Raw genomic sequence first — 26078 nt, 5'->3', positions numbered from 1 at the left:
CAGGGTCTCACAACTGGGTGCGGGGATGATGGATTTGCCGGGTCGGCTGGCTCGGAACGATTGCTGATTTGGCACGGCATCGATGCAGATTGCCGGTTGATTGGTATCGAACAGATGTTCTATATTTGGAGAGTGGGTTGGAACAACGGTCCTCCGACCTGGTCGGAGATGGAACGGGTGCTGTCGGGGCGCCCGGCTGGCCCTGCGGACCGACCGGGCACCACATTTTCACCAACGGGTGACGGCAACGACTCGCCTGCCTGGTCGCGGAAACGTGACTCCTATCAGGCCGCCGACATCGAGTTTGGTTCATCGACGGTCCCGTATGCGGAACTACACGCGCACAGCGCCTATAGCTTCCTCGATGGTGCCTCCATGCCTGAATCGATGGTCGAAGAAGGTCAGCGGCTGGGATTGAGAGGGCTCGCGTTGACCGATCATGACGGCTTTTACGGCGTCGTACGGTTTGCTGAAGCCGCTCGCGAATTTGGCATGCCGACCGTTTTTGGTGCCGAGCTGTCGCTGCAGCGCGACGCCGCTCGAGCCGGTGCCGTCGATCCGCCGGGGGAGCACCTGCTGGTACTTGCCCGCCGGGACGAGGGATACCGCAGGCTCTCCCGGGTGATTGCCGATGCCCATATGAGCGGTGGAGAGAAGGGGCTACTGCGCTACGACCTCACCGTCATCGCCGAACACGCGGCCACCGGGCATTGGCAAATCCTCACTGGCTGTCGCAAGGGGTCGGTGCGGCGCGCCCTCGATCGCGGTGGTCGGAGGGCGGCCGATACCGCGCTCGGCGAACTTATCGACCGCTTTGGTGCGAGCAATGTCGCCGTCGAATTGAGCCCCGGAACCGGCTCCGACGACGACGAACGCACCGCGATCTTGGCCTCCCTGGCTGCGCTGCATCGGGTGCCAACCGTCGCGACTACCGGCGCACACTTTGCTGCGCCACAGAACGGTCGCCTGGCCACGGCGATGGCGGCAGTGCGGGCGCGCACCGACATGGCCACCATCGACGGTTGGCTTCCCGGCGTGGGCGGCGCACACCTGCGCAGCGGTGACGAAATGCTCCGATTGATGCCCGCCCACCGCGAGGCCATCGACAATGCGGTCGCTATCGCCGACGAGTGCACATTTTCGCTCGGGCTGATTGCCCCAAACCTGCCGCCCTTCGACGTCCCGGCCGGTCACACCGAAGCGAGTTGGCTCCGCGAACTCACCGAGCGCGGTGCCCGGGATCGGTTTGGGACCCGCGAGCAACGGCCCGATGCCTACCGGCAGATCGACCATGAGCTCGCCATCATTGAGACCCTCACTTTTCCCGGATACTTCCTCGTCGTCCACGACATCGTCAGCTTTTGTAAACGCAACGGGATCCTCTGTCAGGGGCGGGGGAGCGCCGCCAACTCGGCGGTCTGCTTCGCCCTCGGGATCACCAACGTCGATCCGGTTGCCAACCACCTGCTGTTTGAACGGTTCCTGTCGGTGGAGCGCGACGGGCCTCCCGACATCGACGTCGACATCGAATCCGATCGTCGTGAAGAAGCCATCCAGCACGTCTATGCCAAGCACGGGCGCAAACACAGTGCACAGGTTGCCAATGTGATCACCTACCGCGGGCGGTCGGCGATCCGGGATATGGCGCGGGCGCTCGGCTACGCCAGCGGGCAGCAGGACGCATGGAGCAAGATGCCGGAGTCGGCCCCCGCCGATGTCCGCGAGTTGGCGTCCCAGATTTCCTCGTTGCCAAGGCATTTGGGAATCCACTCGGGCGGCATGGTGATTTGCGACCGGCCGATCGCTGACGTCTGCCCGACGGAATGGGCGCGGATGCCCGGGCGCAGCGTGCTGCAGTGGGACAAGGACGACTGCGCGGTGATCGGGTTGGTGAAGTTCGACTTGCTTGGCCTGGGCATGCTGTCGGCGCTGCACTACATGATCGACCTGGTATCCGAGCACCATGGGGTTGACGTCGACCTGGCGAAGATCGATCTGTCGGAGAAAGCCGTCTACGACATGCTGTGCCGGGCCGATTCGGTTGGTGTCTTTCAGGTGGAGTCGCGGGCGCAGATGGCGACGTTGCCACGACTGAAGCCGCAAAACTTCTACGATCTCGTCGTTGAGGTGGCGCTGATCCGGCCCGGTCCCATTCAGGGTGGATCGGTGCACCCGTACCTGCGGCGTCGCAACGGACTGGAAGAAGCCAAATCCGACCATCCGTCCATGGATGCGGCGCTCGGCAGGACACTCGGCATACCGCTGTTTCAGGAGCAACTGATGCAGGTGGCGCGCGATGTCGCCGGGTTTACCGCGGGAGAAGCCGACCAACTGCGCCGGGCGATGGGGTCCAAGCGGTCGCCGGAAAAGATGCAGCGCCTCAAGAAACGGTTCTACGACGGCATGCGCGAAACGCACGGCATCACCGGCGAGCTCGCGGACCGCATTTACGAGAAAATGGCGGCGTTCGCCAATTTTGGTTTCCCTGAAAGCCATTCGCAGAGTTTCGCGTCCCTCGTCTTCTATTCGGCGTGGTTCAAGCTGCATTACCCGGCGGCCTTCTGCGCGGGACTGTTGCGGGCGCAGCCGATGGGGTTCTATTCGCCGCAGTCGTTGGTCGCCGATGCCCGCCGACACGGCGTGCAAGTGCATCGGCCCGATGTGAACTGGTCCCTGCCGCATGCGGGACTGGAGAACAACGGACTCGACATCCGAATTGGGTTGGGCGCCATTCGCGGACTGTCCGACGAAGCCGCAGAGGCAATTATCAGCGCGCGCGCCGATGGGCCATTCACGTCGGTCACGGACCTGTCGCGGCGGGCCGGACTCACTACTTCGCAGTTGGAGTCGCTGGCCACCGCCGATGCGTTCGCCAGTTTAGGGTTGGATCGTCGCGCAGCGCTGTGGGAAACCGGGGTCATCGCTGGCCGCAGTGACCAACTCGATGTCGAAGCCCCGCGTTCGGCTCCCGTCCTCCCCGGCATGTCTGAGGTGGAATTGACGACCGTCGACGCGTTGTCGACGGGGATCTCGCCGCGGTCGTACCCGACGGAATACTTGCGGCCGCGACTCGATGCGATGGGCGTGGTCCCGGCCGACCGATTGTTGTCAGTCGAAGACGGGACGCGGGTGCTCGTCGGTGGCGCGGTGACGCATCGGCAACGGCCCGCGACCGCCTCCGGCGTCACGTTCGTCAATCTTGAGGACGAGACCGGCATGGTGAATGTGGTGTGCTCGGTCGGTTTGTGGTCGCGGTACCGAAAGCTTGCGCAAACGTCGTCGGCGCTGTTGATCCGCGGCACCGTGCAGAACGCGGAAGGCGCGGTGACCGTCGTCGCTGACCGATTGCAGAAGCTAGATTTGAAGGTCGGGACTCGATCGCGCGACTGGTGTTGATCATCCTCATCGGTAGGTGCGATCCACGATAAGGTCGCGAGCAGGTTCGGATTTGGCAACGAACGAAAGCAGGGAACGCATGGAGATCGTGATCGTGGATCATCCGGAACAGGTGATGGCCGACATCATTGCCAATGCGGTACGCGGCGGTGCATCAGTTCTGGGGTTAGCAACCGGCTCGTCGCCGCTGCGCACCTACACCGAACTGATTCGCAGGCACCGGGAGGAGGGTCTCTCGTTTGCCGGCGTCGATGCGGTCCTGCTCGACGAGTACGTGGGCCTGCCAACCACGCACCCGGAATCGTACGCGCGGTTTATTCGAGATAAGTTCACCGATCACGTCGATATCGGCGAGGTAAATTCGCCCGACGGGATGACCGACGACAGCATCGCCGCTGCAGATGCCTACGACGACCTGATCAAGGGCATCGGACCGGTTGACGTCCAGATCCTGGGAATCGGCAGCAACGGGCACATCGGTTTCAACGAACCGTCGTCGTCGCTGACCTCGCGTACCCGTATCAAAACGCTGACGGCAGAGACCCGCAACGACAACGCCCGCTTCTTCGACAGCTTCGACGAAGTGCCCCAGCACGTCATCACTCAGGGGCTTGGAACCATCTGCGACGCAAAGCATCTCGCGCTTGTTGCGACCGGTGAGGGCAAAGCTGACGCGATCGCTAGAGCTGTCGAAGGCCCGCTGTCGGCATCGTGCCCGGCGTCGATCCTGCAGTGGCATCCGCGCGCCACCGTTGTTATCGACAATGCCGCCGCCAGCAAACTGAAGGACGCCGAATACTACAAGTACGTGTACGCGAACAAGCCGCGCTGAGCTGAACCCGGCGTGCTACGCGCCGCGTTTGGGCTCCGGACCCACGTAGCGGGAGACGGGACGAATGATCTTTCCCTCGGCCGCCTGCTCCAGGATGTTGGCGGTCCATCCGACGATGCGCGCAACCCCGAACGTGGGGGTGAACATCGCAGGCGGCAAGCCGACTTCACTCATCAGGACGCCCGCGTAGTACTCGACATTCGCGTACAGCTTGCGGCCAGGCTTGAGCTCGTTGATAGCGGTCTCGATTTCCCCTTCAACGGCGACTGCGTGTTGGACCAGCGGGCTGTCGTAGCGGGCTTGGACGACCTCTTTGAGAAGTTGAGCACGGGGGTCGTGTGTCCGGTAGACGGCGTGGCCGAAACCCATGATGACGTCGCCGGACTCAATTTTCCCGCGCACCCAGTCGCGGGTGTTGGCGGGATCTCCGATGTCGTCGAGGGCGGCGAGAGCACGTCCCGGGGCACCGCCGTGCAACGGCCCGAGGAAGGCACCGAGCGCGCCGAGGATCGACGACGTCATATCTGATCCCGAGGACGCGACGACGCGACCGGCGAACGTCGAGGCATTGAATCCGTGGTCGATGGTCGTGATTAGGTAGGTCTGCAGAGCACTGATGGCCTGCTCGTCGGTTTTGCCCGTCGACATCCGCAGGTAGTCGGCAACGTGTCCCATACTCGGGTCGGCATCAATGACGTCGAGGCCCTGCGCGAGTCGGAAAGCCGCTGCGACCACCGTCGGTGCGATCGCCGCATACCGCAGGGCAGCGCGAGTGCGTGCCGCTTCGTCGAGGTCGAACAGTGGCTGTTCCAGGATGCCCGCCGACGCGAGAGCCAACCGTAGGGCGGCGAGGGGCTCAACGCCGGGAGTCACGGCCCGCCGCAGCAGATCGATCGTTGCGGCGTCGAGCGCCCGCAGTTCGCCGACCTGCTGAGTGAAAGCGGTCGACTGGGCTTGGTCGGGGAGGCTCCCGTGGATCATCAGATGCCAGACGTCTTCGAACTTCTCTGTCCGGGCAAGTTGAGTTGCGTCGTACTGGCGGTAGTGGTAGAAACCTTCGTCGCCGCGGACATCGCCGATGGTCGTATCGGTGACAATCACATTCTTGAGGCCGCGAGGCACGCTGATGAGTGCGCTGCCGGGGGCCGTTTCCGTTGCGTTGGTCATGGACCGAGTCTCCACCTGTTGATCAACATCTGCAATGTTGATTCAATCAATGGATGGACGAGTGGATTGGCACGTCAGAGGCCGCAGCTCGACTGGGCGTCAAGCGCGGGACGCTGTATTCGTACGTTAGCCGCGGGGTGCTCGAATCGCGTCGGATATCGGGGAAGGCGGAGTCGCAGTTCAATCGGACCCAGATCGACTCGCTTGCTGCCGGGAAGGCTGACGGTCGACGGGCCGGAGATCGCCTCTTGAAGTTTCGCGCGGTCACCAGCAGCGTTTCGGTGATTCGTGACAATCGACTGTTCTTACGCGGCCGCGACCTTGAGCAGTTGTGCGCCGAACTGGGATTCGACGGGGCCGCCCGTCTTGTGCTCGATGCTGATGTACTTGACGCCACGACGGTTCCGTCGCCGATGCCAGAGGTTAACTGGGACATCGTCGCGGGGTTGCCGATCGAAAGGCGAATCCCGTTGGCAGTGGCGCTGATGGCTGCTGCTGATCCGCTGCGCGCCGACCTGTCTGATCTCGCCGGGCGAACGCTGAGTTTACTCCCGAAACTCGCGGCCGCGGTCCCCGAAATTGATTTCACACACCCATGGATCGACGTGCTTGCCACAGTCCTGATTGACAACGGTTTGGCCGCTTCAACGACGGCGGCTCGCGTTGCCGCGTCGGCCAGAGCCGGGCTCCTCGACGTATTGCTTGCCGGATATGCGGCGCTGTCGGGGCCGTTGCACGGCGGCGTTACCGTGTCGGCGCGTGGACTGCTCGACGCGGTGCTTTCGGGTGTTGACGTCGACCGGGCGCTCGCGGATGCAGTGGTGGCAGGTGGCGTGCCAGGTTTCGGGCACGTCATCTATACGGGTTCGGATCCGCGAGCGCGGATCGTTGTCGATCGAGTCATTGCCGATCGTCCGGAATCGTCGGCTGTAGCGGCGGCCCGGGCCATTGAAGAGCGGGTCGGGCGGCCCATGAACATCGACTTGGCCGGCGCGATTGTCACCAGCGAGATCGGCTTGCCGCCACGGTCTGCCGAGGTGGTGTTTCAGTACGGCAGAACGGTGGGCATGGTGGCGCATGCTGCGGAGGAGTACCAGGAGGCTCCGCTGCGGTGGCGCGGTAGTCGGACCAGCTGACTACACCGCACCGCTGAAGTCGTGCTGTCGCCACGCTTCGTACAGTGCGACGCTGGTGGCGTTCGCCAGATTCATCGAACGGCGGTCGGGCAGCATCGGGATCCGGAGTTGATCGGTGATATGTGAATCGGCGAGCACCTCATCGGGGAGTCCGGTGGGCTCGGGGCCAAAGAGAAGGACGTCACCCGCCTCGTACGAGACATCGGTGTAGAACCGCGTCGCGTGCGATGAGAAGGCGAAGACTCTCGTGGGCTGTAGTTTGTCCCATGCCGTCGGCAGATCTGGATGCACGGTCACGTTCGCCATCTCGTGGTAGTCGAGGCCAGCGCGCCGGACCTGAGTGTCGGTCATGGTGAAACCAAGCGGCTCAACCAAGTGCAGCTCACAGCCGGTATTGGCCGCGATCCGGATGGCATTTCCGGTATTGGGTGGGATGCAGGGTTCGTAGTACATGATCCGAAACACCAGGTAATCCTATAGCTGCGCCGAGAGCACTCGAGTGGTCGGCCTGGGCGTCGGCACGACGGCCGCGCATCATAAACCCTTGACGGGATCGAACGACCGTGCGATGATAGCTGTTCAGCAACGCGATGGCGTCGATCATCTCACGATCCGCCGGTACAGTTGCCGATCTCCTGAGGACCTCTGGGTCTAGGTCGCGCGCCGAGTGGCGCAGGCGACTAGATGAGAACCTCAACGCAGACCGTCATTGGGCTGATTATCGGAGCCCTAGACCCACCACGTTTCGCAGCGACGCGAGTCGCTGCCACCTACTCATGCCAGGAGGCATACACAATGCGTACGAAGACCATTAATAAGCACAGTCCAATCATCAACAACAACACTGCCGATCCGGCCGACCTCGATCCCAAGCAGACCGTTTGGTTCCAGATCGACGACGCCACCGGCTTCTACGTGACCGTCGAGGAATTCCTCGCCGTCGCACGCTCGCAGATGGCCGTCGCCTAGGCGATTCGCAGTAGCGGAATCGCCGGGCTTACCTGCCAGGGCTAGCAGGGGTTCGGTTCACCGATCTTTACCGCGGACAACACGGCCTCGGCCTCGCCGACGGGACTGCCCGCACTCGGGGTCTGGCTGACCACGATCCAGTTCCGGTCAAGCACTTGGCTGCGGCCCCGACCGGTCGCGTCGTCGCTGCGAGAAAAGAACACCCCGGCATCCTGAATCGCATCCTGGGCCGCCTGGAGGTTCATGCACACGACGTTCGGCATGACCGCCGCCGCGGCCGATACCGGTGGTGCGACTGGCGTCGTTTCCGTGGTCTCCGGGGTATTGGTCGTTTCCCCGGTCTCAGTCGTTTCGGTGGTCGCGGTCGTTTCACCAGTCTCCGGTGCGGTCGTGATCGCCGTCGTGCGAGCGGGACTGGACTCGGCAGTTGAAGACTGCTCGCTTGAGCATCCGGACAGCACGGCCAGTGCTGCGGCTGCGGCGACTATGAGATTGATCGACCGGCGCAAAGGGGACCCCTTTCAATGGGTGGTGCCAACCTAACGCGTGATGCCCGTCGCGCTGGTCCCTGGCGCGGAGAATCACCCGAAGGAGTGAAGCGCGTGTCGGCATTCAGCCTCGAATGCTGGGCCTGAAGCGGTGGCGTCCGGACTAGTGGAACAATAGGTAACCGTGACGGCGATTCGACTGGACGGCAAACTTACCCGCGACGAGATCTTTGTTGATCTCACTGCCCGAGTGGCACGACTCAAAGAGGCTGGCATCACGCCGGGCCTCGGTACCGTGCTGGTGGGCGACGACCCCGGCTCGCGCTCGTACGTGAAGGGCAAGCACTCCGACTGTGCCAAGGTGGGCATTGCGTCGATCCGCAAGGACCTGCCTGCCGATGCGACCACCGAGCAACTCAACGCCGCGATCGACGAACTGAACGCCGACCCCGCCTGCACCGGCTACATCGTGCAGTTGCCGCTGCCGAAGCACCTTGACGAGAACGCGGCACTGGAGCGGATCGCACCCGAGAAGGATGCCGACGGTCTGCACCCCATCAACCTGGGACGCCTGGTCCTCGGCAAGGAAGCAACCTTGCCGTGCACGCCGCGCGGCGTTATCCACCTGCTGCGCCGCTACGACATTCCGATCGACGGCGCACACGTGACTGTCGTCGGACGTGGCGTCACCATTGGGCGTCCGATCGGCCTGATGCTGACACGCCGCAGCGAAAACGCGACCGTCACGTTGTGCCACACCGGCACCCGCGACCTCGCCGCCGAGGTTCGACGCGCTGACATCGTGGTTGGTGCTGCCGGTGTACCGCATCTCATCACGCCCGACATGGTGAAGCCCGGCGCTGCGGTCATCGACGTGGGCGTGAGCCGCACGGATGCTGGCCTGACCGGCGATGTGCACCCGGACGTATGGGAAGTAGCCGGTGCGGTGTCGCCGAACCCGGGCGGCGTTGGCCCCCTGACTCGCGCTTTCCTGCTGGCAAACGTCGTTGAGCGCGCCGAACTCGAACTGGCACAGTCGCAGGGCAACTGATGGTCGAGCATGTCGGCCCCGCACCGGACCGCGACCCGAACTCGTCGACGCCTGTCGATGAGGATCGGGTCGAATCCATCCGCAAAGCTCGGCAGCTCTACGGCGTTTTCGTCAATATCCCGTACTACCTGGTCCTTCTGGTGATCGCTGCTGCGGCCGTCCTCATCCTGATCGATCGGTGGCGGCGCGGGGCGTTTGTGTTTGGCTCGGCGATGCTGCTGGGCGCGGCGTTCCGCGCCTTCCTGCCGGCCCACCGCATCGGCCTATTGCAGATCCGCAGCCGTGCTTTCGACATCAGCGCCATGCTGGCGCTCGGCGCCGTCGTCCTATGGCTAGCAACATCAATCGACTCCCTCGGCACCGCGTAACCCCCCGACCCGCAGCCGTCGTCCGGGGCTGCGCCCCTACCTTCTCGCATGATGCGTCGATTCCCGCACCACGTCAGACGTGGTGCGGGAATCGACGCATCATGCGAGAACGGGCTAGGCGGTTGGCGATTCGACATTAATCGGTACGGTGTCGTCCCAGGGCTGACGATCGACGAGGTCGGAGACGTTGACGTAGCCGTGCTCAAATTCGCCGATCGCGGGATCGATGAGTCGGTATTGCTGGGTTTGATGCTGGATCGGCTGTGCGTCGAGCAAGACGATCCGGACCTCGCCCGGCTCAAACTGGCAGCGGCGCTGCAATGAGGCGATGAGTTGCTCGTTGGAGAGGTGACCGTCACCGAAGTTCCACCCCATCGCCATGGCGCAGATTCGCTCGCCGTCGGTGAGCATGTAGTCGGCCTCGTCGTAGCCGGCCATTGCGCGGTGGGCAAGGGTGAACAGCGCCCGGCCGTGGCTGTTAAATGCGCGGAACGCATAACCCATGTACAACGCAACTTGCGCACCTTCGGGACTGCCGTAAAACCGTTGGAGTTGGGCGGCTGGCATGGCCGCGACGGAGACGATACCCTCCTGGAGTTTCGCGGACGCTGATGGTTTCATGCACCAAAGCGTGGTGTCCCAGTTGCCCGCGTAGTACCGCATACCGGGCAGGAACGAGACCTTTCGCGGCATCAGATTGCCAATCACAATGGTGGCCGCAGACACCGCAAAGAGTAGGACCGGCCACGGTGTCTGGAGGTCGGTGAGTCCGATATCGGAGTGACCGACGAATAGCGTCAGCACGCCAAACATCATGAAGACGTTCCATTCCAACGGCACCCCCATCGGGATCGCCGACAGGATGCCGAAGTGGAAACACAGCATGATGATGGCGGCGATGGCGGTCGGCCAGCCACCGTGGGTGAAAAACAGAACCAGCGGAACAAGGCCCTCGACGGCCGTCGAGAAGTGGGCGATCACGCGGGCTGGACGTCCGGGACGCAGGTCGTCAGGGAAGTCGGCGAAGAACATCCGCTTGAGTCGGGGCGACTTGAGGATCGGGTTGTTCGACATCATCGTCGCAATGACGAAGGGGAAGTGGCGGTTGAGCTTTGAGGTTGCGGCACCCAACCAAATGCACAGAAAGACGAGTTTGGCACCGAGGATCATGTCGGTCCCGACGAACAGGAACGTCACCGTGAGCGCGCCGTACACCTCGCCACGGGCAGCGAGAAAGACCGTCTTATCCCGCAACCCCAACACCGCGAGAAGCACCAGGATAGTGACGACCGACCAGGTGGGTAACCCGCCAACGGTCGAACCGACGGAAGCATCCGGGCCGGTCCCGCCGAGGAACAGCGTGACGACCGTTACCACCAGGAGTGCTGCGTAGAGCAATACGTCGATTGGCGTGCGGGTATCGCCGGCGGTCAGTGGAATCCCCGCCCACGGAGGCTGCCGGATGGTGCCGGGGCGCAGCCAATAGAGAATCGATCCCATCGGCGGGAAGTACCGGTTGTTGAGCGGGCCGAAGCCGCAGCCAAGGCCAATCACTTCGAAGAGCATCGTGAACAGGACGATCTTCTGAAAGACGATGGGCTCGGTATACCAGGACGTAACGTCGAAAAAGCCATCGATGCCCGGCGTCGAGATAACGATGGCCCAACCGATGAGAATGTAGGCGAGGATCTTCACCACATAGAACAGGTGCATCGCCACCGGGGTACCGAAACCCACCTCGGCCCAATGTCGTGCCATCGGTTTGATCTTCTCTGAGCGGGACCCCTGGCTCCAGGTGGGAAAGTCGACTTCAGGGGTGTTTTGCTTCAGGAAGCTCATACATCGAAGCTACAACCAAGCGCTTGTTCGGTTGGCTGCTTTAGGGGGAATCCGTCACGTAATCACGGACCGCACGACTATCGCTGAATGTTGGTGCGCGCCAATTGAACCGTCTCGACGAGCAGGTCGCGGATCGGCTCAAATTCGGTGAGAAATCCGTCGTGACCGGCATCGGAATGCACCACGCGGAGGCCACCGACGACGTTGCCGAGTTCGCGTGCCAATTCCTCTTGCTGATACAGCGGGTACAGGCGATCGGAATCGATACCCCCGACGATCGTCGGAACGGTGCATGCGTTCAGCGCGGCCTGTACGCCGCCGCGATCGCGTCCGACATCGTGGTTGTTCAGCACGTCCGACAATACGACGTAGCTACCGGGGTCGAAGCGCCGTTTGAGCTTGTTTGCCTGGTGCTCCAGGTAGCTGGCGATGGAGTAACGTCCGTCGACGAGCGGGTTCTCATCACCCTGCGGGCGATTCTGGAAACGATCGTCGAGTTCGCGGTCGTTGCGGTAACTCAGGTGCGCGATCCGGCGGGCGATGCCCATGCCTGTGCTTGGTGAGTGGTCGGTGTCGTAGTAGTCGCCGCCCTGCCATGCCGGGTCCATCCGGATCGCTTCGATCTGGGTGGTCTGAGTGCCGATCTGATCGGCACTCGCACGAGCACCCACCGCAAGGACCAGTGACGTGCCGACGCGTCCAGGGTAGGTAACGGCCCATTCCAGTGCTCGTGCGCCACCCATGGAGCCGCCAGCGACGGCGGCGATCTTGGTAATCCCGAGTTGTTCGAACGCAATCGCCTCCGACCGCACGAGGTCGCGGATCGTCAGCCGCGGAAAGCGGGAGCCCCACGCCTTGCCGTCGGGTGCCGTCGAACCGGGGCCGGTGGAGCCGTAGCAGCCGCCAATCGCGTTGGGTGCCAAAACGCACCATTCGTCGGTGTCGATGGCCAGGCCCGGTCCAATGAGGCCATCCCACCAACCAGTCATGGTGAAACGCTCATTGGCCGGACCTGTGACGTGCGAATTTCCGGTCAACGCGTGCAGCGCGACGATGATGTTGTCGCGTGCAGCGTTGGGGGTTCCCCACTTCTGGAAGGTGACGGTGACATCGGCGAGGACAGCACCCGAATCGAGCCGCAGATCGCCGATCGAGACAGCAGTCTGCGTCCCGTCGGGTCCGCTAGCCCAGTTGGGGTCGCTCACCGGCGCTGAAGTCGTCGTGGCCGGGTCGATACCTACCGACACCGAGCTCCCTTCCATGGGCGTATCAATTTCCTCTGCGTTGCCGTCTACTTGACGCCTGCAGCAGCAGTGAAACCGGTTTCGAGGTCGGCCAGAATATCGTCGATGCCTTCGATGCCGACCGCGAGACGCACCAGGCCCGGGGTGACGCCCGCACTGAGCAGCTCGTCTTCCGACAGCTGGCTGTGCGTGGTCGAAGCCGGGTGAATCACGAGGGAGCGCACGTCGCCGATATTGGCCACATGGCTGTGCAGGGACAGACCGTTCACGAACGCCTTGCCAGCTTCGATGCCGCCTTCGATCTCAAAGCCGATGATCGCGCCAGCGCCCTTGGGGAGCAATTCCTGTGCGAGGTCGTAGTACGGCGACGACTTCAGTCCGGCGTAGGAGACCGAGGTGACCTGCGGGTGTGCTTCCAGGAACTCGGCGACCTTCTGCGCATTCGCCACGTGGCGCTCCACGCGCAGACTCAGGGTTTCGATGCCCTGCGCCAACAGGAAGGCATTGAACGGCGAGATCGCTGCACCGGTGTCACGCAGCAATTGCGTGCGTGCCTTCAATGCATATGCCGGGGCGCCGAGGTCGGCGAAGACGACGCCGTTGTAACTGGGGTCGGGAGTGGTGAAGCCGGGGAACAGGTCTTGGCCGTCGCGCTGGACGCGCCAATCGAAGGTGCCGCCGTCGATGATGACGCCGCCGATAGCGGTGCCGTGGCCACCGATGTACTTGGTTGCCGAATGAACGACGATGTCGGCACCGTGGGCAATCGGGTTGAGCAGGTAAGGGGTTGCCACCGTGTTGTCGACGATCAGCGGGAGGCTGGCGTCGTGCGCAACCTTGGCCAAGCCAGCGATGTCGAGGATCTGGTTGTGCGGGTTCGAGATGGTCTCGGCGAAGACGGCGCGCGTGTTGGGCTGGATCGCGGCGCGCCATGATTCGAGATCGTCGGGATCGTCGACGAAGGTGACGTCGATGCCGAACTTCGGCAGCGTGTAGTGGAACAGGTTGAACGTTCCGCCGTACACGCGCGGGCTCGAAACGACGTGGCCGCCATTCTCCACGATGTTCTGAATCGCGTAGGTGGTTGCGGCCATGCCGGACGCCACGAGGAGCGCTGCGACGCCGCCGCCGAGGGCTGCGAGGCGCTGCTCGACGGTGTCTTGCGTCGGATTCATGATGCGGGTGTAGATGTTGCCCGGCTCGGCCAGCGCGAACAGGTTCGCGGCGTGGTCAGTGTCGTCGAAGACGAACGAGGTGGTCTGGTAGATCGGGAGCGCACGAGCCTTGGCGGTCGCGTCAACAACCTGCCCGGCATGCACCTGGGTGGTTTCAAAACTCCAATTAGCGGCGTCAGACATGGACGTCATCACTTTCTTCGGTCGGTAGCCTTCAGGCCCGGTTGTTGGGTCCGACCATCGGACCCGCGCTTGCTGCGGCGACTGGTGTCGCAGCCAGGTCATCACCCGGAGCACCCCACCGCGGTTGGAGGGTTGCCGGTCAGCTAGCCGGGGCTGTGTGCTGACACTCATGACCTGATGCTGAGGATATCGCAAGCGGATCGGGCGATTGAAACGGATGAGTCGTCGTCGGTTAAATCCTGGCTTTCAGCGCCGCTCGGTGCTATGCGAAAAGTGCTTTCACGCCCGTGTTGTCAGGGCTGCGAAGCATGGGCTTCGGATGAACGCAGCGTTAAAACGGTGGCCGGAAAAGTTAATGAAAACCCTGTTGGGTTTCGCCTTGGTGAAATGTTGAGTCAAATCCACGTTCTGGCTGTTAGCCAGCGACTTTCTAACTGCATGATCTATCGGTGACCACAACCTCCCTGACGCTGGCCTTCCCCGCGGCTAACAAAGTCCGACAGTCCCTTCTCGCCTTCGCGGTTCCCCTTGCCACCGCAGCGATAGCCGGTAGCACAGCGATAGCCGGTAGCACCTTGGCGGCCGCGCCCGCTGCGGCTGCTTCCTGCGGTGCCGGCGGTGCCGTGGTGGTTGCCGGAACCAATGCACCCCGAAATTCGCATGGGGTGCCGACCGGTGGCGTCACGGGCGTTGGCGATCGCTACGCGTCGGATGGCTACAAAGTGACCTATGTGGACTACCCGACCTCGCTGTGGCCGCTCGGAATGATTCCGTACGACACCGATGTGGCAATCGGAAAGGCGGCGACGGAGCGTGCAGTCGCGCAATACCAGCGCCAGTGCCCTGGACACCCGGTGGTGATCGCCGGATATTCACAGGGCGCGCGCATTGCTGGCGACGTCCTGTCCGATGTCGGTAATGGTCGGTCGCAGAAAATTCTTAGCCGCGGCGTATCCGGCGAGTTGTACTCCGACCCGCGACGCGACGGCCGCAGCGGCACTCGGGGTGTAGAAAATTCTTTGACCGGGCTGATCCCGGGAATGACGATGTCGGGGCCGCGAGCTGGCGGATTTGGGCATCTGCCGGTGAAACAGGTTTGCAACGAAGGCGACGGAGTGTGCGATGTTTCCAGTCCCTTCGTCGATCCGATCGGCGCACTCGATGGGTTCCTCGGCTATTTCGTCAAGCACGGCTATTACCCGGCCCGCATGCACGCCGACCCCGGCAGCGACAGCCGTTGGGGTGCGATGACCTGCCAGCAGCAAGCGGGAGCCACCCAGGATTGCCTCGTCCACCAGGAACCGTCGGTGGTCATGGTGGCGCAGGACGTGGCGATCAACGCGGCGCGCGGTGTGGTGCAGGATGCAGCGATGCGGCCGCGGGTGCGCGGGCAGGTCGACATTGCACCGCTGGTGCCGGTCGTCTCCGAGATTTATGCCGACCGCGGCGAGCTCGGGTTCATGCCGAACGGTGCTCCCGCGCCGTTGGACCCAGCAGCGTTGAATGAGACCCCAGTGTCCGTCGGCGTCAGTGTGACCGTCGCGGGCATGGTGCAGGTAGATGCCACCCAGCAGTTCGGCGGATCCAACAACCTGACCCTCGGCGCAACCATCGGCTTGGGGATGGACCCCGACAACCGGCCGGGCACTTCGCTGATTCCGTCAATCGAGTTGGCTCGCGTTGAGAACACCGTGTCGATGACCAACCCAGCTGCGCTGCTCGACCCCGCGAACTTGGTGCCGAAGGTTTCGGGCGTGATTCCGGACGTCGTGAATGCGATCGGGCAGGCCGCCGTGCCGACCCCGGCACCCGCAATGCAACCGGCACCTGCCAAGCAACCGGCGATCGCGTCAGCGGCGCTCGCGAAGTAGGAGCGACGCGTCGGTCGGTGGTCGAGATCACCGGCCGACGCGGAATCCTTCTGTTGGGCGAGACTGTTGAACCCCGGGTGACTGTCGACGCGAAAACCGCACCCCGAGGCATCCGCCCGGCACCCAGCATCGGCTGGATTATCGGTGCCCTCGCCCTCGGCGGCTTCGGGATCGGGACCACCGAGTTCGTGGCGATGGGGTTGCTGCCCAATATTGCAACCGACCTTGGCATCACGGAACCGACCGCCGGGCACCTGATTTCCGCCTACGCACTCGGGGTCGTCGTGGGGGCACCGGTAATCGCCGTCCTTGCCGCACGACTATCGCGCCGGACGCTGTTGATCGGCCTCATGGTGGCCTTCACCGCAGGAAATGCCTTGAGTCTGGTGGCGCAGAACTTTCCGATGATGATGGCTGCGCGCTTCATCGCTGGCCTTCCGCACGGAGCCTACTTCGGTGTGGCGTCCCTCGTCGCAGCCCACCTCGCGGGTCCGGGACGACGGGCCCAAGCGGTCGGTCAGGTGATGATGGGCCTATCGGTGGCCAACGTCCTCGGCGTCCCGGCCGCCACATGGCTGGGACAGTCGTTGGGGTGGCGGTCGGCAATTGTGCTGGTCGTCATCATCGGCGTCGTCACCGTGGTTGCCCTGTGGCGTGTTGTGCCCGACCTCAGCGGCATGCGCAGCACCGATCCGCGTACCGAACTGCGGGGCCTGCGGAGTAAGCAAATCTGGTTGACGCTCGCGGTCGGCACCATCGGATTCGGCGGCTTCTTCGCCTTCTACACGTATCTGAACACCGCGCTCACCTCATTGGGCGGACTGTCGGAAGGCGCCGTCCCGATCGCACTCATGCTGTTCGGCGCGGGAATGGTCGCGGGCAATTATGTTGGTGGCCGCCTAGCCGACCGACTCGGCGATCGCGCCATCGCCATCTCCATGATCGGCACTGCGGTTGCGCTGGTTCTGTTTGTCCTTCTCGTTTCCACGGGATGGCCAGCGGTGGTCGTGACGTTCTTCGTTGGGATGTCCGGTTCGACGGCGATCCCCGGGTTGCAGACGCGCCTAATGGATGTGGCGCGCGACGCGCAAACTATCGCCGCAGCGCTCAACCATTCCGCCCTCAACGTCGCCAACGCGATCGGCGCATGGGTCGGTGGCACCGTGATTGCGCAGGGCTTTGGCTACCGCGCACCGTCGTTGGTGGGGGCGCTGCTCGCCATTTGCGGTTTGGTGGTCCTGGGCGCGGCGGTGATATCGGCGCGGCGCAGCGGGTGCACGCCCGTCGACCCCGAAACCCCGGTGGCGATCAGCTGATGACGGTCATCGTGGCAGTCGTTGCCGATCCACGAAACGGATACAGTGATGCCTCGTGACTACTCCTTTCTCTATCGCGACCGTCAACGTCAATGGCATTCGGGCGGCGGTGAAGCACCGCTCCGAGGAAAACCTCGGCATGCTCCCGTGGCTGGAGTCAATGGCACCCGACATCGTGCTGATGCAGGAAGTCCGGGCCACCGACGCCTTGGCGCGTAAAGCCCTTCAGCCTGCACTCGACGCCGGATGGCACCTCGCACACACAGAGTCTGAAGCGAAAGGGCGCGCCGGTGTCGGAATCCTGTCGCGGCAGGAGCCGACCGCGGTCCGGATCGGCTTCGGTAGCGATGAATTCGACGCTGCCGGTAGGTACATCGAAGCCGACTTCGATGTTGAGGGTGAGACGGTAACGGCAGCAAGCCTGTACCTGCCGACCGGAGCTGCGCTCGCCACCGACCCCGCAGCGACCGCGGAGAAAGACCGCGAGAAGTACGACGAAAAGATCCGCTTCCTGGAAGCATTCGGCCTGTACCTCGATAAACTCCTCGGTGCTGGTGGCCAGGCCGTTGTCGCTGGCGACTGGAATATCGCGCCCGACGAGCGGGACATCAAGAACTGGAAGGGCAACCGCAAAAACGCGGGCTTCCTTCCGCACGAACGCGAATGGGTCGCTGGCCTCTTGGAAGCCGGATGGGTCGACCTCGCTCGCGCTCATCACGGCGACGTCGATGGCCCGTACGCCTGGTGGTCGTGGCGAGGCAAGGCTTTCGACAACGACGCGGGCTGGCGTATCGACTACCACCTTGCGACCCCGGCCCTGGCCGCTCGCGCAGAGAAGACGTGGGTCGATCGTGCCGACGCCTACAACCTCCGGTGGTCGGACCACGCCCCGGTGACCGCCCAGTTCCGCTGACCGCCCAGTTCCGCTGACCCGAAGGCCAAACGACCGCCCGCTCTCGATCACGAGGGCGGGCGGTCGTTTTGGGCTGAGATTTGCTACCGGCTGCTTCCGGCACCAGCGAGGGCGCCGCTGACGATGCCTTCGACTACGTCGCTAATGATGTCTTGCGTCGAGCCGGAACTGGAGAGGTCGTCGCCGACACTGCCAATTGCCTCGCCCGGGGTCATGATGCGCGTGAGGTAGCAGGCGGTGAGGTCCGGCAACTTGTTGCTGACGCCGACCGTCCCAACGACCTCGATGCCGCCGCTGGTAACGGGGACGCCGGGGACACTGGCGAGCGGAAGGTCGTAGGTGAACGACGCGGTAACCGGGTTGCCGGAGGTAACCGACCAGCCGCCACTGCCAACCTTCCAGCCTTTACCTGCGGCCTCAACGGCGACGACTTCCTCCTTCAGCCCCTCGAGGAAATGATAGGCACGCACCTTGGCAGTCGGTTTCCCGAAGCCAGCCGGCGGTGTGTCGACAATCGTGTTGACGTACGGGTTGCCGCCGTTAGACGTGCCGACGTCGATCTTGTAGGTGACCTTGGCACCGGCGCCGGCCGTCATGGCTACTGACTTCGAATAGTTGTGGGTAATGCCGAGACCGGCGTCCTTGGTGGCTCTGTTTGCAGAATCACAACCGGCTGCGGTCGCGGTGCCGGCAGTCTGGGGAGCGACGAACGCGAGGCCTCCGCCGAGCAAGGCGGTGGTCGCAACCACTGCGACAGCGCGGGCGACTGGTCGGCGGACGGCAGATCGGGACATTTCGGGAGCACCTCAGCTATCGACGAGAATTCGGTCGGAAAAACGCGGTCGGGGATTGGTCGATCCCGATCGGCGGCGCAGTCCGCCTTCGGACGCACCGCACGCGAAGCTAACACCCAGCAACCTGCCCTTACTATTTGAGACGCCTCCATGTCACAAAAATTGTTCTGGGCACCGTCGCACGACCATCGCGAAGCGCAGACATAGCGATCTGAAACAATTGCAAACATGACCACGCCTGAACCGCGCCGCCGCGTCCTGTCCGGAATTCAGCCGACCAGTGACTCCTTCCACCTCGGGAACTACCTCGGCGCGGTCCGACAGTGGGTTCAGCTTCAAGATGAGTTCGACGCCTTCTATTTCATCCCCGATATGCACGCGATCACGGTGCAGCAGGATCCCAAGGTGTTGCGTGAGCGGACGCGTCGCAGTGTGGCGCAGTTGCTGGCCGTCGGTGTGGACCCCGAGCGCGCAACCATTTACGTGCAGTCGCACGTCCCGGAGATCGCCCAGCTCACATGGGTATTGAACTGCATTACCGGCTTCGGTGAAGCCAGTCGCATGACCCAGTTCAAAGATAAGTCGGCAAAGGGCGGAACGGACGCGGCAGGCGTCGGACTGTTCACCTACCCGATCCTGATGGCCGCCGACATTCTGGCGTTCCAAGTGGACCAGGTGCCGGTTGGTGAGGATCAGCGCCAGCATCTGGAACTGACTCGCGACCTCGCTCAGCGGTTCAACAAGCGCTACGGCAAGGCACTGACCGTGCCCAAGGCGTACATCGTCGAAGAGTTCGCCAAGATCTACGATCTGCAGAACCCGACCGCGAAGATGAGTAAGTCGGCCGACTCCGATTCCGGGCTGATCAACCTCCTCGACGAACCGAAGAGATCAGCTAAAAAGATTCGGTCGGCCGTCACCGACAACGACCGCGTCATCGCCTTCGACCGCGAGAACAAGGCGGGCGTATCTAACCTGCTGACCATCCAGGCCGCCCTCACCGGCCGCGGGATGGCCGAGATCGTCGAATCGTATGAGGGTAAGGGTTACGGTGACCTAAAGGTCGAAACCGCCGACATCCTGACCGAATTCGTGACACCGCTCCGCGGGCGAGTCGACGAAATCCTCGACGACGCAGCCTATTTGGATGGGATCCTGGCGGGCGGTGCCGCCCGAGCGCGAGAGATCGCCGCGGCTACCGTCGCCGACGTGTACGACAAGGTCGGCTTCCTGCTCCCGAAGTCGTAGGCGAAGCGGCGCGGGGAGAAACTGCCATCGGGACGCTGACGGAGGAAGGGGGACAGCATGGACCGCATCAAGGCCTTGATCGCCCGAGTTAAAGATTGGTTCGATGCGCTCGTCGGCCGATGGGGATTCCTCGGGCACATCATGGGCACCGTTGAGCGGTACAACCATCAGCGCGGCAACTCGTACGCGGCGGCGATCAGTTTCATCGGCATCCTGTCACTGGTGCCGATCCTTATGGTCTCGTTCGCGATCGCCGGTTTCGCTCTCGTTTGGTATCCCACCTTGCTCGATGACCTCACCAACCTGATCGTCGAGAACCTGCCGGGAGAGTTTGGCGACCAACTGAAGTCGGTCATCGACTCGGCGATCGACTCGCGTCAAGCCGTTGGTCTGATCGGTCTTGGAACCGCAGTGCTGACCGGTATCGGGTGGATGAGCCTGCTCCGCAATGGGATCACTGAAATGTGGGGCGGCCGCGTCAAACACAACCCGATCCTCGGCAAGCTTTATGACCTGATGATCTTCTTCATCCTTGGAATCTTGTTTATCGTCACGACGGGCATCACCATCATTTCGGCGGGCGGGTTGGGGCCTAAGATTCTGGACTGGCTGGGAATCACCTCGAACGACCTCACCGCGCTACTTCTCCGCGTGGCGTCGATCGTGATCAGCGTGCTGGGAATGTGGCTGCTGTTTATCGTGATTCTCGCTTGGCTACCGCGCAACGACGTCCCAGCCCGGGCCATTCTCTGGTCGGCACTCGCCACGGCGCTGGTTTTTGAGGTACTGAAATCGGTCGCGGGGATCTACCTGCAGTCGATCCTCGGCAGCCCCGCTGGCGCTGCTTTCGGCCCGATCATCGGCATCATGGTGTTCTCGTATCTGGCGGCACGGGTCATCTTGTACGCGGCCGCCTGGAGCGCCGCGGATCCCGCCAACGAGAAGTACCTGTTCGTCGACGAGGTCCCTCCGCCGAAACCGGGGGAGGCGAGGCAGGTCGTCTTGGCACCCGTCTACGAAGTTGAGCCGGAGAATCAGGCCCGCCGCCTCCTGGCCGCGGCTGGCGTCGGTGCCGTCGTCGCCAGCGCCGTCGGCTGGCTTAAACGAGGCAAACGGTAGCGACCAACTAGCGTTGCCTGCGACGAATTGTCGCCAGTACCAGCGCTCCGATCAGGCAGAGAGCTGCGAAGACCGCCAGCCCGACGACCAACCAGGTGCTCCACGCGGTCGCGACGTCGTTGCTGATCGCGAAATCGCGGTCGTCGTCGTAGGGGGAAGCCTGCCTGGACCCCGGGACGGCAAGACTTCCCACGGTGGCGTTCGACGGCGCCGCGAACCCGTACTCAAACATGCGGGCAGCCTGCTCACTGTATGAATTATCGGCCTCGTTGAGCCCATACATCTGCACGATTAGAACATTGCGACCATTGCGCTGCGCCGCACCGACGAAGGTCTTGAGGGCGTCGTCGGTGTAGCCGGTTTTGCCCCCGAGCATGCCGGGCCAATCATCGCGGAGCAGCGGGTTCGACGTGCCCATGGTCCACGCCGGATGGTCGACGTCGCCGGGAACGTCGACCCGCTTGGGATAGCCGGGGAAAGTGTAGGTCTTGAGCGCCATGATGTCGCGGAACGTCTCATTGCCCATCGCCTCGCGGAAGAAGAGCGCGAGATCGAAAGGCGACGTCGACATCCCGGCCGAGTCCAGGCCCGACGGGCTGGCCGCTCGCGTGTCGCGAGCACCCAACTTGGCGGCCGTGGCGTTCATCTTGGCGAGTGTCTCGTCGAGACCGCCAAGCTCGCGGGCGAGGGCATTGGCGCAGTCGTTGCCCGAGACCACCAACAGTCCAGTCAGCAGGTCCCGGACGGTGTACTTGCCACCCGGGCCCATACCGCAGGAGTCGCCTTCCATGGACCAGTCGTTGACGGTCGCTTCCACGGGCGTATCAAGATTTAGTTCGTCAAGGACGACCAATGCGAGAAGCACTTTGATGGTCGACGCCGGTCGATAGCGACCGTGCGGATCCTTCGCGGCGACAACGTTGCCGGTGTCGAGGTCGGCAATCAGCCAACCGGATGAGGTGAGACGCTCCGGCAGGGGGCCGACGGCCGGATCGGCGACGATGCCGCACGCACCGAGTTGGTTGCCACCGAGAGGCGGGTTGGGTACAGCGAGGGGAGTGGGCGTCGTCTCGCCTGCGGCAACAACCTCGGACTCATCAACTGCGGGGGTGGGCACCGACTTGTTGGGGCAATGATCGGTAACCGGAGTGGGGAGCGGTACACCCGTGGTTGAGATACCGGGGTCGGCAATTGCCTGCGGGGCTGAAAGCGTGGTGACTAGGCAGCAGGCGGCGATGACCGCGGCGGCGCGCTTAATGAAAATCGTCCTCATGACGACCGTCACCATACCCGTGCCGACCGCGTCGTCGCACATCCCGCATTCCCCCGCCGACCCGTTCTCGCATGATGCGTCGATTCCCGCACTATGTCAGACGTAGTGCGGGAATCGACGCATCATGCGAGAACGGGAAGCGAAGCGGCCCCCGGAAGAATCCGGGGGCCGCTTCGGGGCTGCAGAATGGTACTGCGGTGGAGGTCTACTCCTAGCGAGCGAACATCAGGGCGCGCTTGACTTCCTGAATCGCCTGCGTCACCTGGATGCCGCGGGGGCATGCGTCGGTGCAGTTGAAGGTGGTGCGGCAGCGCCACACGCCGTCAACGTCGTTGAGGATGTCCATCCGCTCGGAAGCGGCTTCGTCACGGCTGTCGAAAATGAAGCGGTGAGCATTCACAATCGCGGCCGGACCGAAGTACGAACCCTCATTCCAGAACACCGGGCAACTCGTGGTGCAGCACGCACACAGGATGCACTTGGTGGTGTCGTCGAAACGCGCGCGGTCTTCCTGCGACTGCAGGTTCTCGCGAGACGGCTCGTGGTTGGCACCGGTGATCAAGAACGGCTTGATCGCACGGTACGAATCGAAGAAGGGCTCCATGTCGACGATGAGGTCCTTCTCCACCGGGAGACCCTTGATGGGCTCGATGGTGATGGTGATCTCTTTCGATGAATCCTTCGGCAGCAGGTCCTTCATCAGGAGCTTGCACGCGAGTCGGTTGACGCCGTTGATGCGCATCGCGTCCGAACCACACACGCCATGTGCACAGCTGCGGCGGAACGTCAGCGAGCCGTCGAGGTAGCCCTTGGTGTAAAGGAGCAAGCTCAATAGGCGGTCCGACGGGAGCGCGGGCACACGGAAGCTTTCGAAGCCCTGTGCGTCCGGATCTTCCGGGTTGAAGCGGTAGATCTTCAACGTAACCATCGTGGCTTCCGGCGGAACCGGGGGAGCACCGTTGGCGTTGGTTTCGATGGTGGCAGTCATTAGTACTTCCGCTCCTTCGGCTCGTAACGAGTCAGAACGACGGGCTTGGTGTCGAGCTCGATATCCGAGATCAGACCCTTGCCCTTCTTGTAGGCCATGGTGTGGACCAGGTAGTTCTTGTCGTCGCGGTCCGGGTAGTCCTCGCGGGCGTGGCCGCCGCGGGTCTCCTTGCGGTTGAGGGCACCGACGACGGTCACCTCAGCCAGCTCCAACAGGAAGCCCAACTCGATGGCCTCGAGGAGGTCGGAGTTGAAGCGCTTACCCTTGTCCGACACGGTGACGTGGTCGTAGCGCTCCTTGAGAGCGCGGACGTCGACGAGTGCCTTGCTGAGGGTCTCCTCGGTACGGAACACTGCAGCGTTGTCGTTCATGGTCTGCTGCAGTTCGGTACGGATGGTCATGACGTTCTCATGGCCGTGATCGCTCAGCATCTGAGCAACCCAGGCCTGAACCATCGCATCGGGGTTCTCTTCGAGCTCAACAAACTCGCTTGCGTTGGCGTACTCGGCGGCGGCGATACCCGCACGGCGGCCGAAGACGTTGATGTCGAGGAGCGAGTTGGTGCCCAGACGGTTGGCACCGTGCACCGAGACGCAGGCACATTCGCCGGCCGCGAACAGGCCGTGGACAACCTGGTCGTTGTTGGCGAGCACCTGGCCGTTGATGTTGGTCGGGATTCCGCCCATCACGTAGTGGCAGGTGGGGTAGACGGGCACCAGTTCGGTCACCGGGTCCACACCCAAGTAGGTGCGCGAGAATTCCATGATGTCCGGCAACTTGGCCATCAGGGTCTCTTCCGGGATGTGTCGAACATCCAGGTGCACGTAGTCCTTGTTCGGTCCGGCACCGCGGCCTTCGAGGACCTCCAAGACCATCGAGCGGGCGACGATGTCGCGCGGTGCGAGGTCCTTAATGGTCGGCGCGTAACGCTCCATGAAGCGTTCGCCATCCGCGTTACGGAGGATGCCGCCCTCACCTCGAACACCCTCGGTAATGAGGATGCCCAGGCCTGCGAGGCCCGTCGGGTGGAACTGGTGGAACTCCATGTCTTCCAGCGGGAGACCCTTGCGGAAGATGATGCCCATGCCGTCACCGGTAAGGGTGTGCGCGTTGGAGGTCACCTTGTACATGCGGCCGCTGCCGCCGGTGGCGAAGATGATCGACTTCGCGTGGAAGACGTGAATCTCGCCGGTAGCCAGCTCGTAAGCAACGACGCCGTTGGCAACGGGCTCGCCGTTCTCGTCGGTCGTCATGTTGATGTCGAGGGCGTAGAACTCGTTGTAGAACTCGACGTTGTGCTTGACGCAGTTTTGGTACAGCGTCTGCAGAATCATGTGGCCGGTGCGGTCGGCTGCGTAGCAGGCGCGACGAACCGGAGCCTTGCCGTGGTCACGGGTGTGACCGCCGAATCGACGCTGGTCGATCTTGCCTTCCGGCGTGCGGTTGAACGGCAGACCCATCTTCTCCAGATCGAGCACCGCGTCGATGGCTTCTTTGGCCATCAGCTCGGCGGCGTCCTGGTCGACGATGTAGTCGCCACCCTTAACCGTGTCGTAGGTGTGCCATTCCCAGTTGTCCTCTTCGACGTTGGCGAGAGCGGCACACATGCCACCCTGAGCCGCGCCGGTGTGAGAGCGAGTCGGGTAAAGCTTGGTCAGGACTGCGGTACGGGCCCGCGGCGCAGCTTCAATGGCAGCGCGCATGCCGGCGCCGCCGGCGCCGACGATGACCACGTCATAGCGGTGTTCCTGCATTGGTTTCTAATTCTCCTTAGCTTGCGCTGCCGAAGGTGAGGATCGCGTAGGTACCCAGCACGAGGATCAGGATCATCGACAGGGCGAGCAGGGTGTTCAACCAGAAGCGCGTCGAATCCTTGCGGGAGTAGTCGCTGATGATGGTGCGGACGCCGTTACCGCCGTGCAGCTGGGCGAGCCAGAGCATGGTCAGGTCCCAGATCTGCCAGAAAGGCGACTTCCAGCGGTCTGCGACGAACGAAGCGTCGATGCGGTGAACGCCGCTGTCCCACATGAGCATGATGAACATGTGCCCGAAGGTGAGGACGATGAGGGCGAGGCCCGAGAAGCGCATGAACATCCATGCGTTCTTCTCAAAGTTGCCGCGGTTACGCGGGCGAGGTGCGTTCGGCGCGTCCAAGCTGGCGGGACGGTCGTAGGCGGTGCCGAGGGTTTTGACTTCAGACATTGATTCTCAGCTCCCTAAAGTGCGTGCGTGAACAGGAGCTGCAGCATACGAACTGCCGCAGCGATGAACACGATTGCGAAGACGGTGAGGATGGACCACAGCATCTGGCGCTGGTACTTGGCACCCTTCGACCAGAAGTCGATGAGGATGACGCGCAGGCCGTTGAGCGCGTGGTAGAGCACGCAGAAGACGAGGCCGATCTCCATGAGACCGATCAGCGGGGTCTTGTACGTCTCGATGATCTCCGTGTACGTGTTCTCGTTGACGCGGATGACCGCGGTATCGAGAACGTGCACGAAGAGGAAGAAGAAGATGGACACGCCGGTGATGCGATGCAGCACCCACGACCACATGCCCGGGTCACCTCTGTAGAGAGAGCGCTTACGCACCGGTGCCGGTGCAACCTCAGTGGGGGTGCTCATCGCGAACTTACGCCTCCATTGTCGTCGACTGGGGTGGGACCGCAAGCAGACTAAAGGTCGCCGCAAGACCCAATGCATCTGACT

24 protein-coding genes and 1 riboswitch are annotated in these 26078 nt (G+C 63.0%); of the genes, 12 read left to right on the top strand and 12 right to left on the bottom strand.

Going from position 1 to position 26078, the window contains the following annotated elements:
• The first annotated feature begins 132 nt into the window (after positions 1 to 132).
• Positions 133 to 3396, top strand: a complete 3264-nt coding sequence (locus tag AC1L34_RS08830) for an error-prone DNA polymerase (RefSeq protein WP_424321932.1) — start codon at positions 133 to 135, stop codon at positions 3394 to 3396.
• Positions 3397 to 3475: 79 nt separating this feature from the next.
• Complete coding sequence (nagB, locus tag AC1L34_RS08825; protein ID WP_424294202.1) at positions 3476 to 4228, top strand: glucosamine-6-phosphate deaminase; 753 nt, start codon at positions 3476 to 3478, stop codon at positions 4226 to 4228.
• 15 nt (positions 4229 to 4243) lie between these two features.
• On the opposite strand, the gene AC1L34_RS08820 is transcribed toward nagB, so the two are convergent.
• Positions 4244 to 5395, bottom strand: coding sequence for a citrate/2-methylcitrate synthase (locus AC1L34_RS08820; RefSeq protein ID WP_480035282.1), 1152 nt, complete (start codon positions 5393 to 5395; stop codon positions 4244 to 4246).
• 53 nt (positions 5396 to 5448) lie between these two features.
• Here AC1L34_RS08820 and AC1L34_RS08815 point away from each other — a divergent pair, with 53 nt between their 5' ends.
• Positions 5449 to 6531 carry a citrate synthase gene (locus AC1L34_RS08815; protein WP_424321931.1) on the top strand — a complete coding sequence of 361 codons (1083 nt, stop codon included), beginning with the start codon at positions 5449 to 5451 and terminating at the stop codon, positions 6529 to 6531.
• Here the strand turns inward: AC1L34_RS08815 and AC1L34_RS08810 are convergent, their stop codons facing one another.
• Positions 6532 to 6996 carry a tRNA (cytidine(34)-2'-O)-methyltransferase gene (locus AC1L34_RS08810; RefSeq protein WP_424321930.1) on the bottom strand — a complete coding sequence of 155 codons (465 nt, stop codon included), beginning with the start codon at positions 6994 to 6996 and terminating at the stop codon, positions 6532 to 6534. It lies immediately after the preceding gene.
• A 330-nt stretch (positions 6997 to 7326) separates the two neighbouring features.
• Here AC1L34_RS08810 and AC1L34_RS08805 point away from each other — a divergent pair, with 330 nt between their 5' ends.
• The gene (locus AC1L34_RS08805) at positions 7327 to 7500 is read left to right on the top strand and encodes a hypothetical protein (RefSeq protein WP_424294198.1); all 174 of its coding nucleotides are present in this window, start codon (positions 7327 to 7329) and stop codon (positions 7498 to 7500) included.
• Positions 7501 to 7541: 41 nt separating this feature from the next.
• Here the strand turns inward: AC1L34_RS08805 and AC1L34_RS08800 are convergent, their stop codons facing one another.
• Positions 7542 to 7745 carry a calcium-binding protein gene (locus tag AC1L34_RS08800; protein ID WP_424294197.1) on the bottom strand — a complete coding sequence of 68 codons (204 nt, stop codon included), beginning with the start codon at positions 7743 to 7745 and terminating at the stop codon, positions 7542 to 7544.
• Here AC1L34_RS08800 and AC1L34_RS08795 point away from each other — a divergent pair.
• From AC1L34_RS08795 to AC1L34_RS08785, 3 genes are all read left to right on the top strand, one after another.
• Entirely contained in the window at positions 7744 to 8043 is a 300-nt protein-coding gene (locus AC1L34_RS08795) for a hypothetical protein (protein ID WP_424294196.1), read from the top strand. The two genes, AC1L34_RS08800 and AC1L34_RS08795, sit on opposite strands and share 2 nt — an antisense overlap.
• A gap of 129 nt (positions 8044 to 8172) precedes the next feature.
• Entirely contained in the window at positions 8173 to 9039 is an 867-nt protein-coding gene (locus tag AC1L34_RS08790; protein WP_424294195.1) for a bifunctional methylenetetrahydrofolate dehydrogenase/methenyltetrahydrofolate cyclohydrolase, read from the top strand.
• Positions 9039 to 9407, top strand: coding sequence for a DUF3017 domain-containing protein (locus AC1L34_RS08785; RefSeq protein ID WP_424294194.1), 369 nt, complete (start codon positions 9039 to 9041; stop codon positions 9405 to 9407). The genes AC1L34_RS08790 and AC1L34_RS08785 overlap by 1 nt, the downstream gene beginning before the upstream one ends.
• 114 nt (positions 9408 to 9521) lie before the next feature.
• On the opposite strand, the gene AC1L34_RS08780 is transcribed toward AC1L34_RS08785, so the two are convergent.
• The 3 genes from AC1L34_RS08780 to AC1L34_RS08770 all read right to left on the bottom strand — a co-directional run bounded on the left by AC1L34_RS08780 (position 9522) and on the right by AC1L34_RS08770 (position 13848).
• Positions 9522 to 11246: a DUF3556 domain-containing protein gene (locus AC1L34_RS08780; RefSeq protein ID WP_424322282.1), complete on the bottom strand. Its 1725-nt coding sequence runs from the start codon at positions 11244 to 11246 to the stop codon at positions 9522 to 9524.
• 77 nt (positions 11247 to 11323) lie between these two features.
• Complete coding sequence (gene metX / locus AC1L34_RS08775) at positions 11324 to 12493, bottom strand: homoserine O-acetyltransferase MetX (RefSeq protein WP_424293171.1); 1170 nt, start codon at positions 12491 to 12493, stop codon at positions 11324 to 11326.
• A gap of 44 nt (positions 12494 to 12537) precedes the next feature.
• Positions 12538 to 13848 carry a bifunctional o-acetylhomoserine/o-acetylserine sulfhydrylase gene (locus tag AC1L34_RS08770; RefSeq protein WP_424293170.1) on the bottom strand — a complete coding sequence of 437 codons (1311 nt, stop codon included), beginning with the start codon at positions 13846 to 13848 and terminating at the stop codon, positions 12538 to 12540.
• Between the two features lie 60 nt (positions 13849 to 13908).
• A riboswitch (SAM riboswitch) is annotated at positions 13909 to 14023 on the bottom strand.
• Between the two features lie 274 nt (positions 14024 to 14297).
• Here AC1L34_RS08770 and AC1L34_RS08765 point away from each other — a divergent pair.
• The 3 genes from AC1L34_RS08765 to AC1L34_RS08755 all read left to right on the top strand — a co-directional run bounded on the left by AC1L34_RS08765 (position 14298) and on the right by AC1L34_RS08755 (position 17948).
• Positions 14298 to 15719: a cutinase family protein gene (locus AC1L34_RS08765; protein ID WP_424322281.1), complete on the top strand. Its 1422-nt coding sequence runs from the start codon at positions 14298 to 14300 to the stop codon at positions 15717 to 15719.
• Positions 15720 to 15829: 110 nt separating this feature from the next.
• Positions 15830 to 17035, top strand: a complete 1206-nt coding sequence (locus AC1L34_RS08760; RefSeq protein ID WP_424293173.1) for an MFS transporter — start codon at positions 15830 to 15832, stop codon at positions 17033 to 17035.
• Positions 17036 to 17090: 55 nt separating this feature from the next.
• Complete coding sequence (locus AC1L34_RS08755; RefSeq protein WP_424293168.1) at positions 17091 to 17948, top strand: exodeoxyribonuclease III; 858 nt, start codon at positions 17091 to 17093, stop codon at positions 17946 to 17948.
• Positions 17949 to 18031: 83 nt separating this feature from the next.
• Here the strand turns inward: AC1L34_RS08755 and AC1L34_RS08750 are convergent, their stop codons facing one another.
• Positions 18032 to 18742: a hypothetical protein gene (locus AC1L34_RS08750; RefSeq protein WP_424293167.1), complete on the bottom strand. Its 711-nt coding sequence runs from the start codon at positions 18740 to 18742 to the stop codon at positions 18032 to 18034.
• Positions 18743 to 18970: 228 nt separating this feature from the next.
• Between AC1L34_RS08750 and trpS the strand changes: the two genes are divergently transcribed.
• Entirely contained in the window at positions 18971 to 19990 is a 1020-nt protein-coding gene (gene trpS / locus AC1L34_RS08745) for a tryptophan--tRNA ligase (RefSeq protein ID WP_424322280.1), read from the top strand.
• 57 nt (positions 19991 to 20047) lie between these two features.
• On the top strand, positions 20048 to 21109 hold the full coding sequence (locus AC1L34_RS08740) for a YhjD/YihY/BrkB family envelope integrity protein (RefSeq protein WP_424296795.1): 1062 nt from the start codon (positions 20048 to 20050) through the stop codon (positions 21107 to 21109).
• Between the two features lie 7 nt (positions 21110 to 21116).
• Here AC1L34_RS08740 and AC1L34_RS08735 read toward each other — a convergent pair whose 3' ends face one another.
• The 5 genes from AC1L34_RS08735 to sdhC form a co-directional block, all read right to left on the bottom strand.
• A complete protein-coding gene (locus AC1L34_RS08735; protein ID WP_424296797.1) occupies positions 21117 to 22382 on the bottom strand; it encodes a D-alanyl-D-alanine carboxypeptidase family protein in 1266 nt (421 codons plus the stop codon).
• Positions 22383 to 22593: 211 nt separating this feature from the next.
• Complete coding sequence (locus AC1L34_RS08730) at positions 22594 to 23370, bottom strand: succinate dehydrogenase iron-sulfur subunit (protein ID WP_424297267.1); 777 nt, start codon at positions 23368 to 23370, stop codon at positions 22594 to 22596.
• Positions 23370 to 25124 (bottom strand): succinate dehydrogenase flavoprotein subunit, encoded by a 1755-nt coding sequence (gene sdhA / locus AC1L34_RS08725; RefSeq protein ID WP_424297265.1) that lies wholly within the window; start codon positions 25122 to 25124, stop codon positions 23370 to 23372. The genes AC1L34_RS08730 and sdhA overlap by 1 nt, the downstream gene beginning before the upstream one ends.
• Before the next feature lie 16 nt (positions 25125 to 25140).
• Positions 25141 to 25572: a succinate dehydrogenase hydrophobic membrane anchor subunit gene (locus AC1L34_RS08720; RefSeq protein ID WP_424297263.1), complete on the bottom strand. Its 432-nt coding sequence runs from the start codon at positions 25570 to 25572 to the stop codon at positions 25141 to 25143.
• A 14-nt stretch (positions 25573 to 25586) separates the two neighbouring features.
• Complete coding sequence (gene sdhC / locus AC1L34_RS08715; protein ID WP_424297261.1) at positions 25587 to 25994, bottom strand: succinate dehydrogenase, cytochrome b556 subunit; 408 nt, start codon at positions 25992 to 25994, stop codon at positions 25587 to 25589.
• Between the last annotated feature and the right edge of the window lie 84 nt (positions 25995 to 26078).

Source organism: Gordonia sp. 34D, from assembly GCF_056682775.1.
Note: the sequence above shows the minus strand (reverse complement) of the source record. Positions and strands in the feature narration are given on the sequence as shown.

What these genes read in the sequence shown, in the direction of transcription:
- nagB (WP_424294202.1), top strand. Translation starts at nt 3,476, where the DNA reads ATGGAGATCGTGATCGTGGATCATCCGGAACAGGTGATGGCCGACATC.
- AC1L34_RS08820 (WP_480035282.1), bottom strand. Translation starts at nt 5,395, where the DNA reads ATGACCAACGCAACGGAAACGGCCCCCGGCAGCGCACTCATCAGCGTG.
- AC1L34_RS08815 (WP_424321931.1), top strand. Translation starts at nt 5,449, where the DNA reads ATGGACGAGTGGATTGGCACGTCAGAGGCCGCAGCTCGACTGGGCGTC.
- AC1L34_RS08805 (WP_424294198.1), top strand. Translation starts at nt 7,327, where the DNA reads ATGCGTACGAAGACCATTAATAAGCACAGTCCAATCATCAACAACAAC.
- AC1L34_RS08795 (WP_424294196.1), top strand. Translation starts at nt 7,744, where the DNA reads ATGCACACGACGTTCGGCATGACCGCCGCCGCGGCCGATACCGGTGGT.
- AC1L34_RS08800 (WP_424294197.1), bottom strand. Translation starts at nt 7,745, where the DNA reads ATGAACCTCCAGGCGGCCCAGGATGCGATTCAGGATGCCGGGGTGTTC.
- AC1L34_RS08785 (WP_424294194.1), top strand. Translation starts at nt 9,039, where the DNA reads ATGGTCGAGCATGTCGGCCCCGCACCGGACCGCGACCCGAACTCGTCG.
- AC1L34_RS08780 (WP_424322282.1), bottom strand. Translation starts at nt 11,246, where the DNA reads ATGAGCTTCCTGAAGCAAAACACCCCTGAAGTCGACTTTCCCACCTGG.
- AC1L34_RS08770 (WP_424293170.1), bottom strand. Translation starts at nt 13,848, where the DNA reads ATGTCTGACGCCGCTAATTGGAGTTTTGAAACCACCCAGGTGCATGCC.
- AC1L34_RS08750 (WP_424293167.1), bottom strand. Translation starts at nt 18,742, where the DNA reads ATGTCCCGATCTGCCGTCCGCCGACCAGTCGCCCGCGCTGTCGCAGTG.
- trpS (WP_424322280.1), top strand. Translation starts at nt 18,971, where the DNA reads ATGACCACGCCTGAACCGCGCCGCCGCGTCCTGTCCGGAATTCAGCCG.
- AC1L34_RS08740 (WP_424296795.1), top strand. Translation starts at nt 20,048, where the DNA reads ATGGACCGCATCAAGGCCTTGATCGCCCGAGTTAAAGATTGGTTCGAT.
- AC1L34_RS08735 (WP_424296797.1), bottom strand. Translation starts at nt 22,382, where the DNA reads ATGAGGACGATTTTCATTAAGCGCGCCGCCGCGGTCATCGCCGCCTGC.
- AC1L34_RS08730 (WP_424297267.1), bottom strand. Translation starts at nt 23,370, where the DNA reads ATGACTGCCACCATCGAAACCAACGCCAACGGTGCTCCCCCGGTTCCG.
- sdhA (WP_424297265.1), bottom strand. Translation starts at nt 25,124, where the DNA reads ATGCAGGAACACCGCTATGACGTGGTCATCGTCGGCGCCGGCGGCGCC.
- AC1L34_RS08720 (WP_424297263.1), bottom strand. Translation starts at nt 25,572, where the DNA reads ATGTCTGAAGTCAAAACCCTCGGCACCGCCTACGACCGTCCCGCCAGC.
- sdhC (WP_424297261.1), bottom strand. Translation starts at nt 25,994, where the DNA reads ATGAGCACCCCCACTGAGGTTGCACCGGCACCGGTGCGTAAGCGCTCT.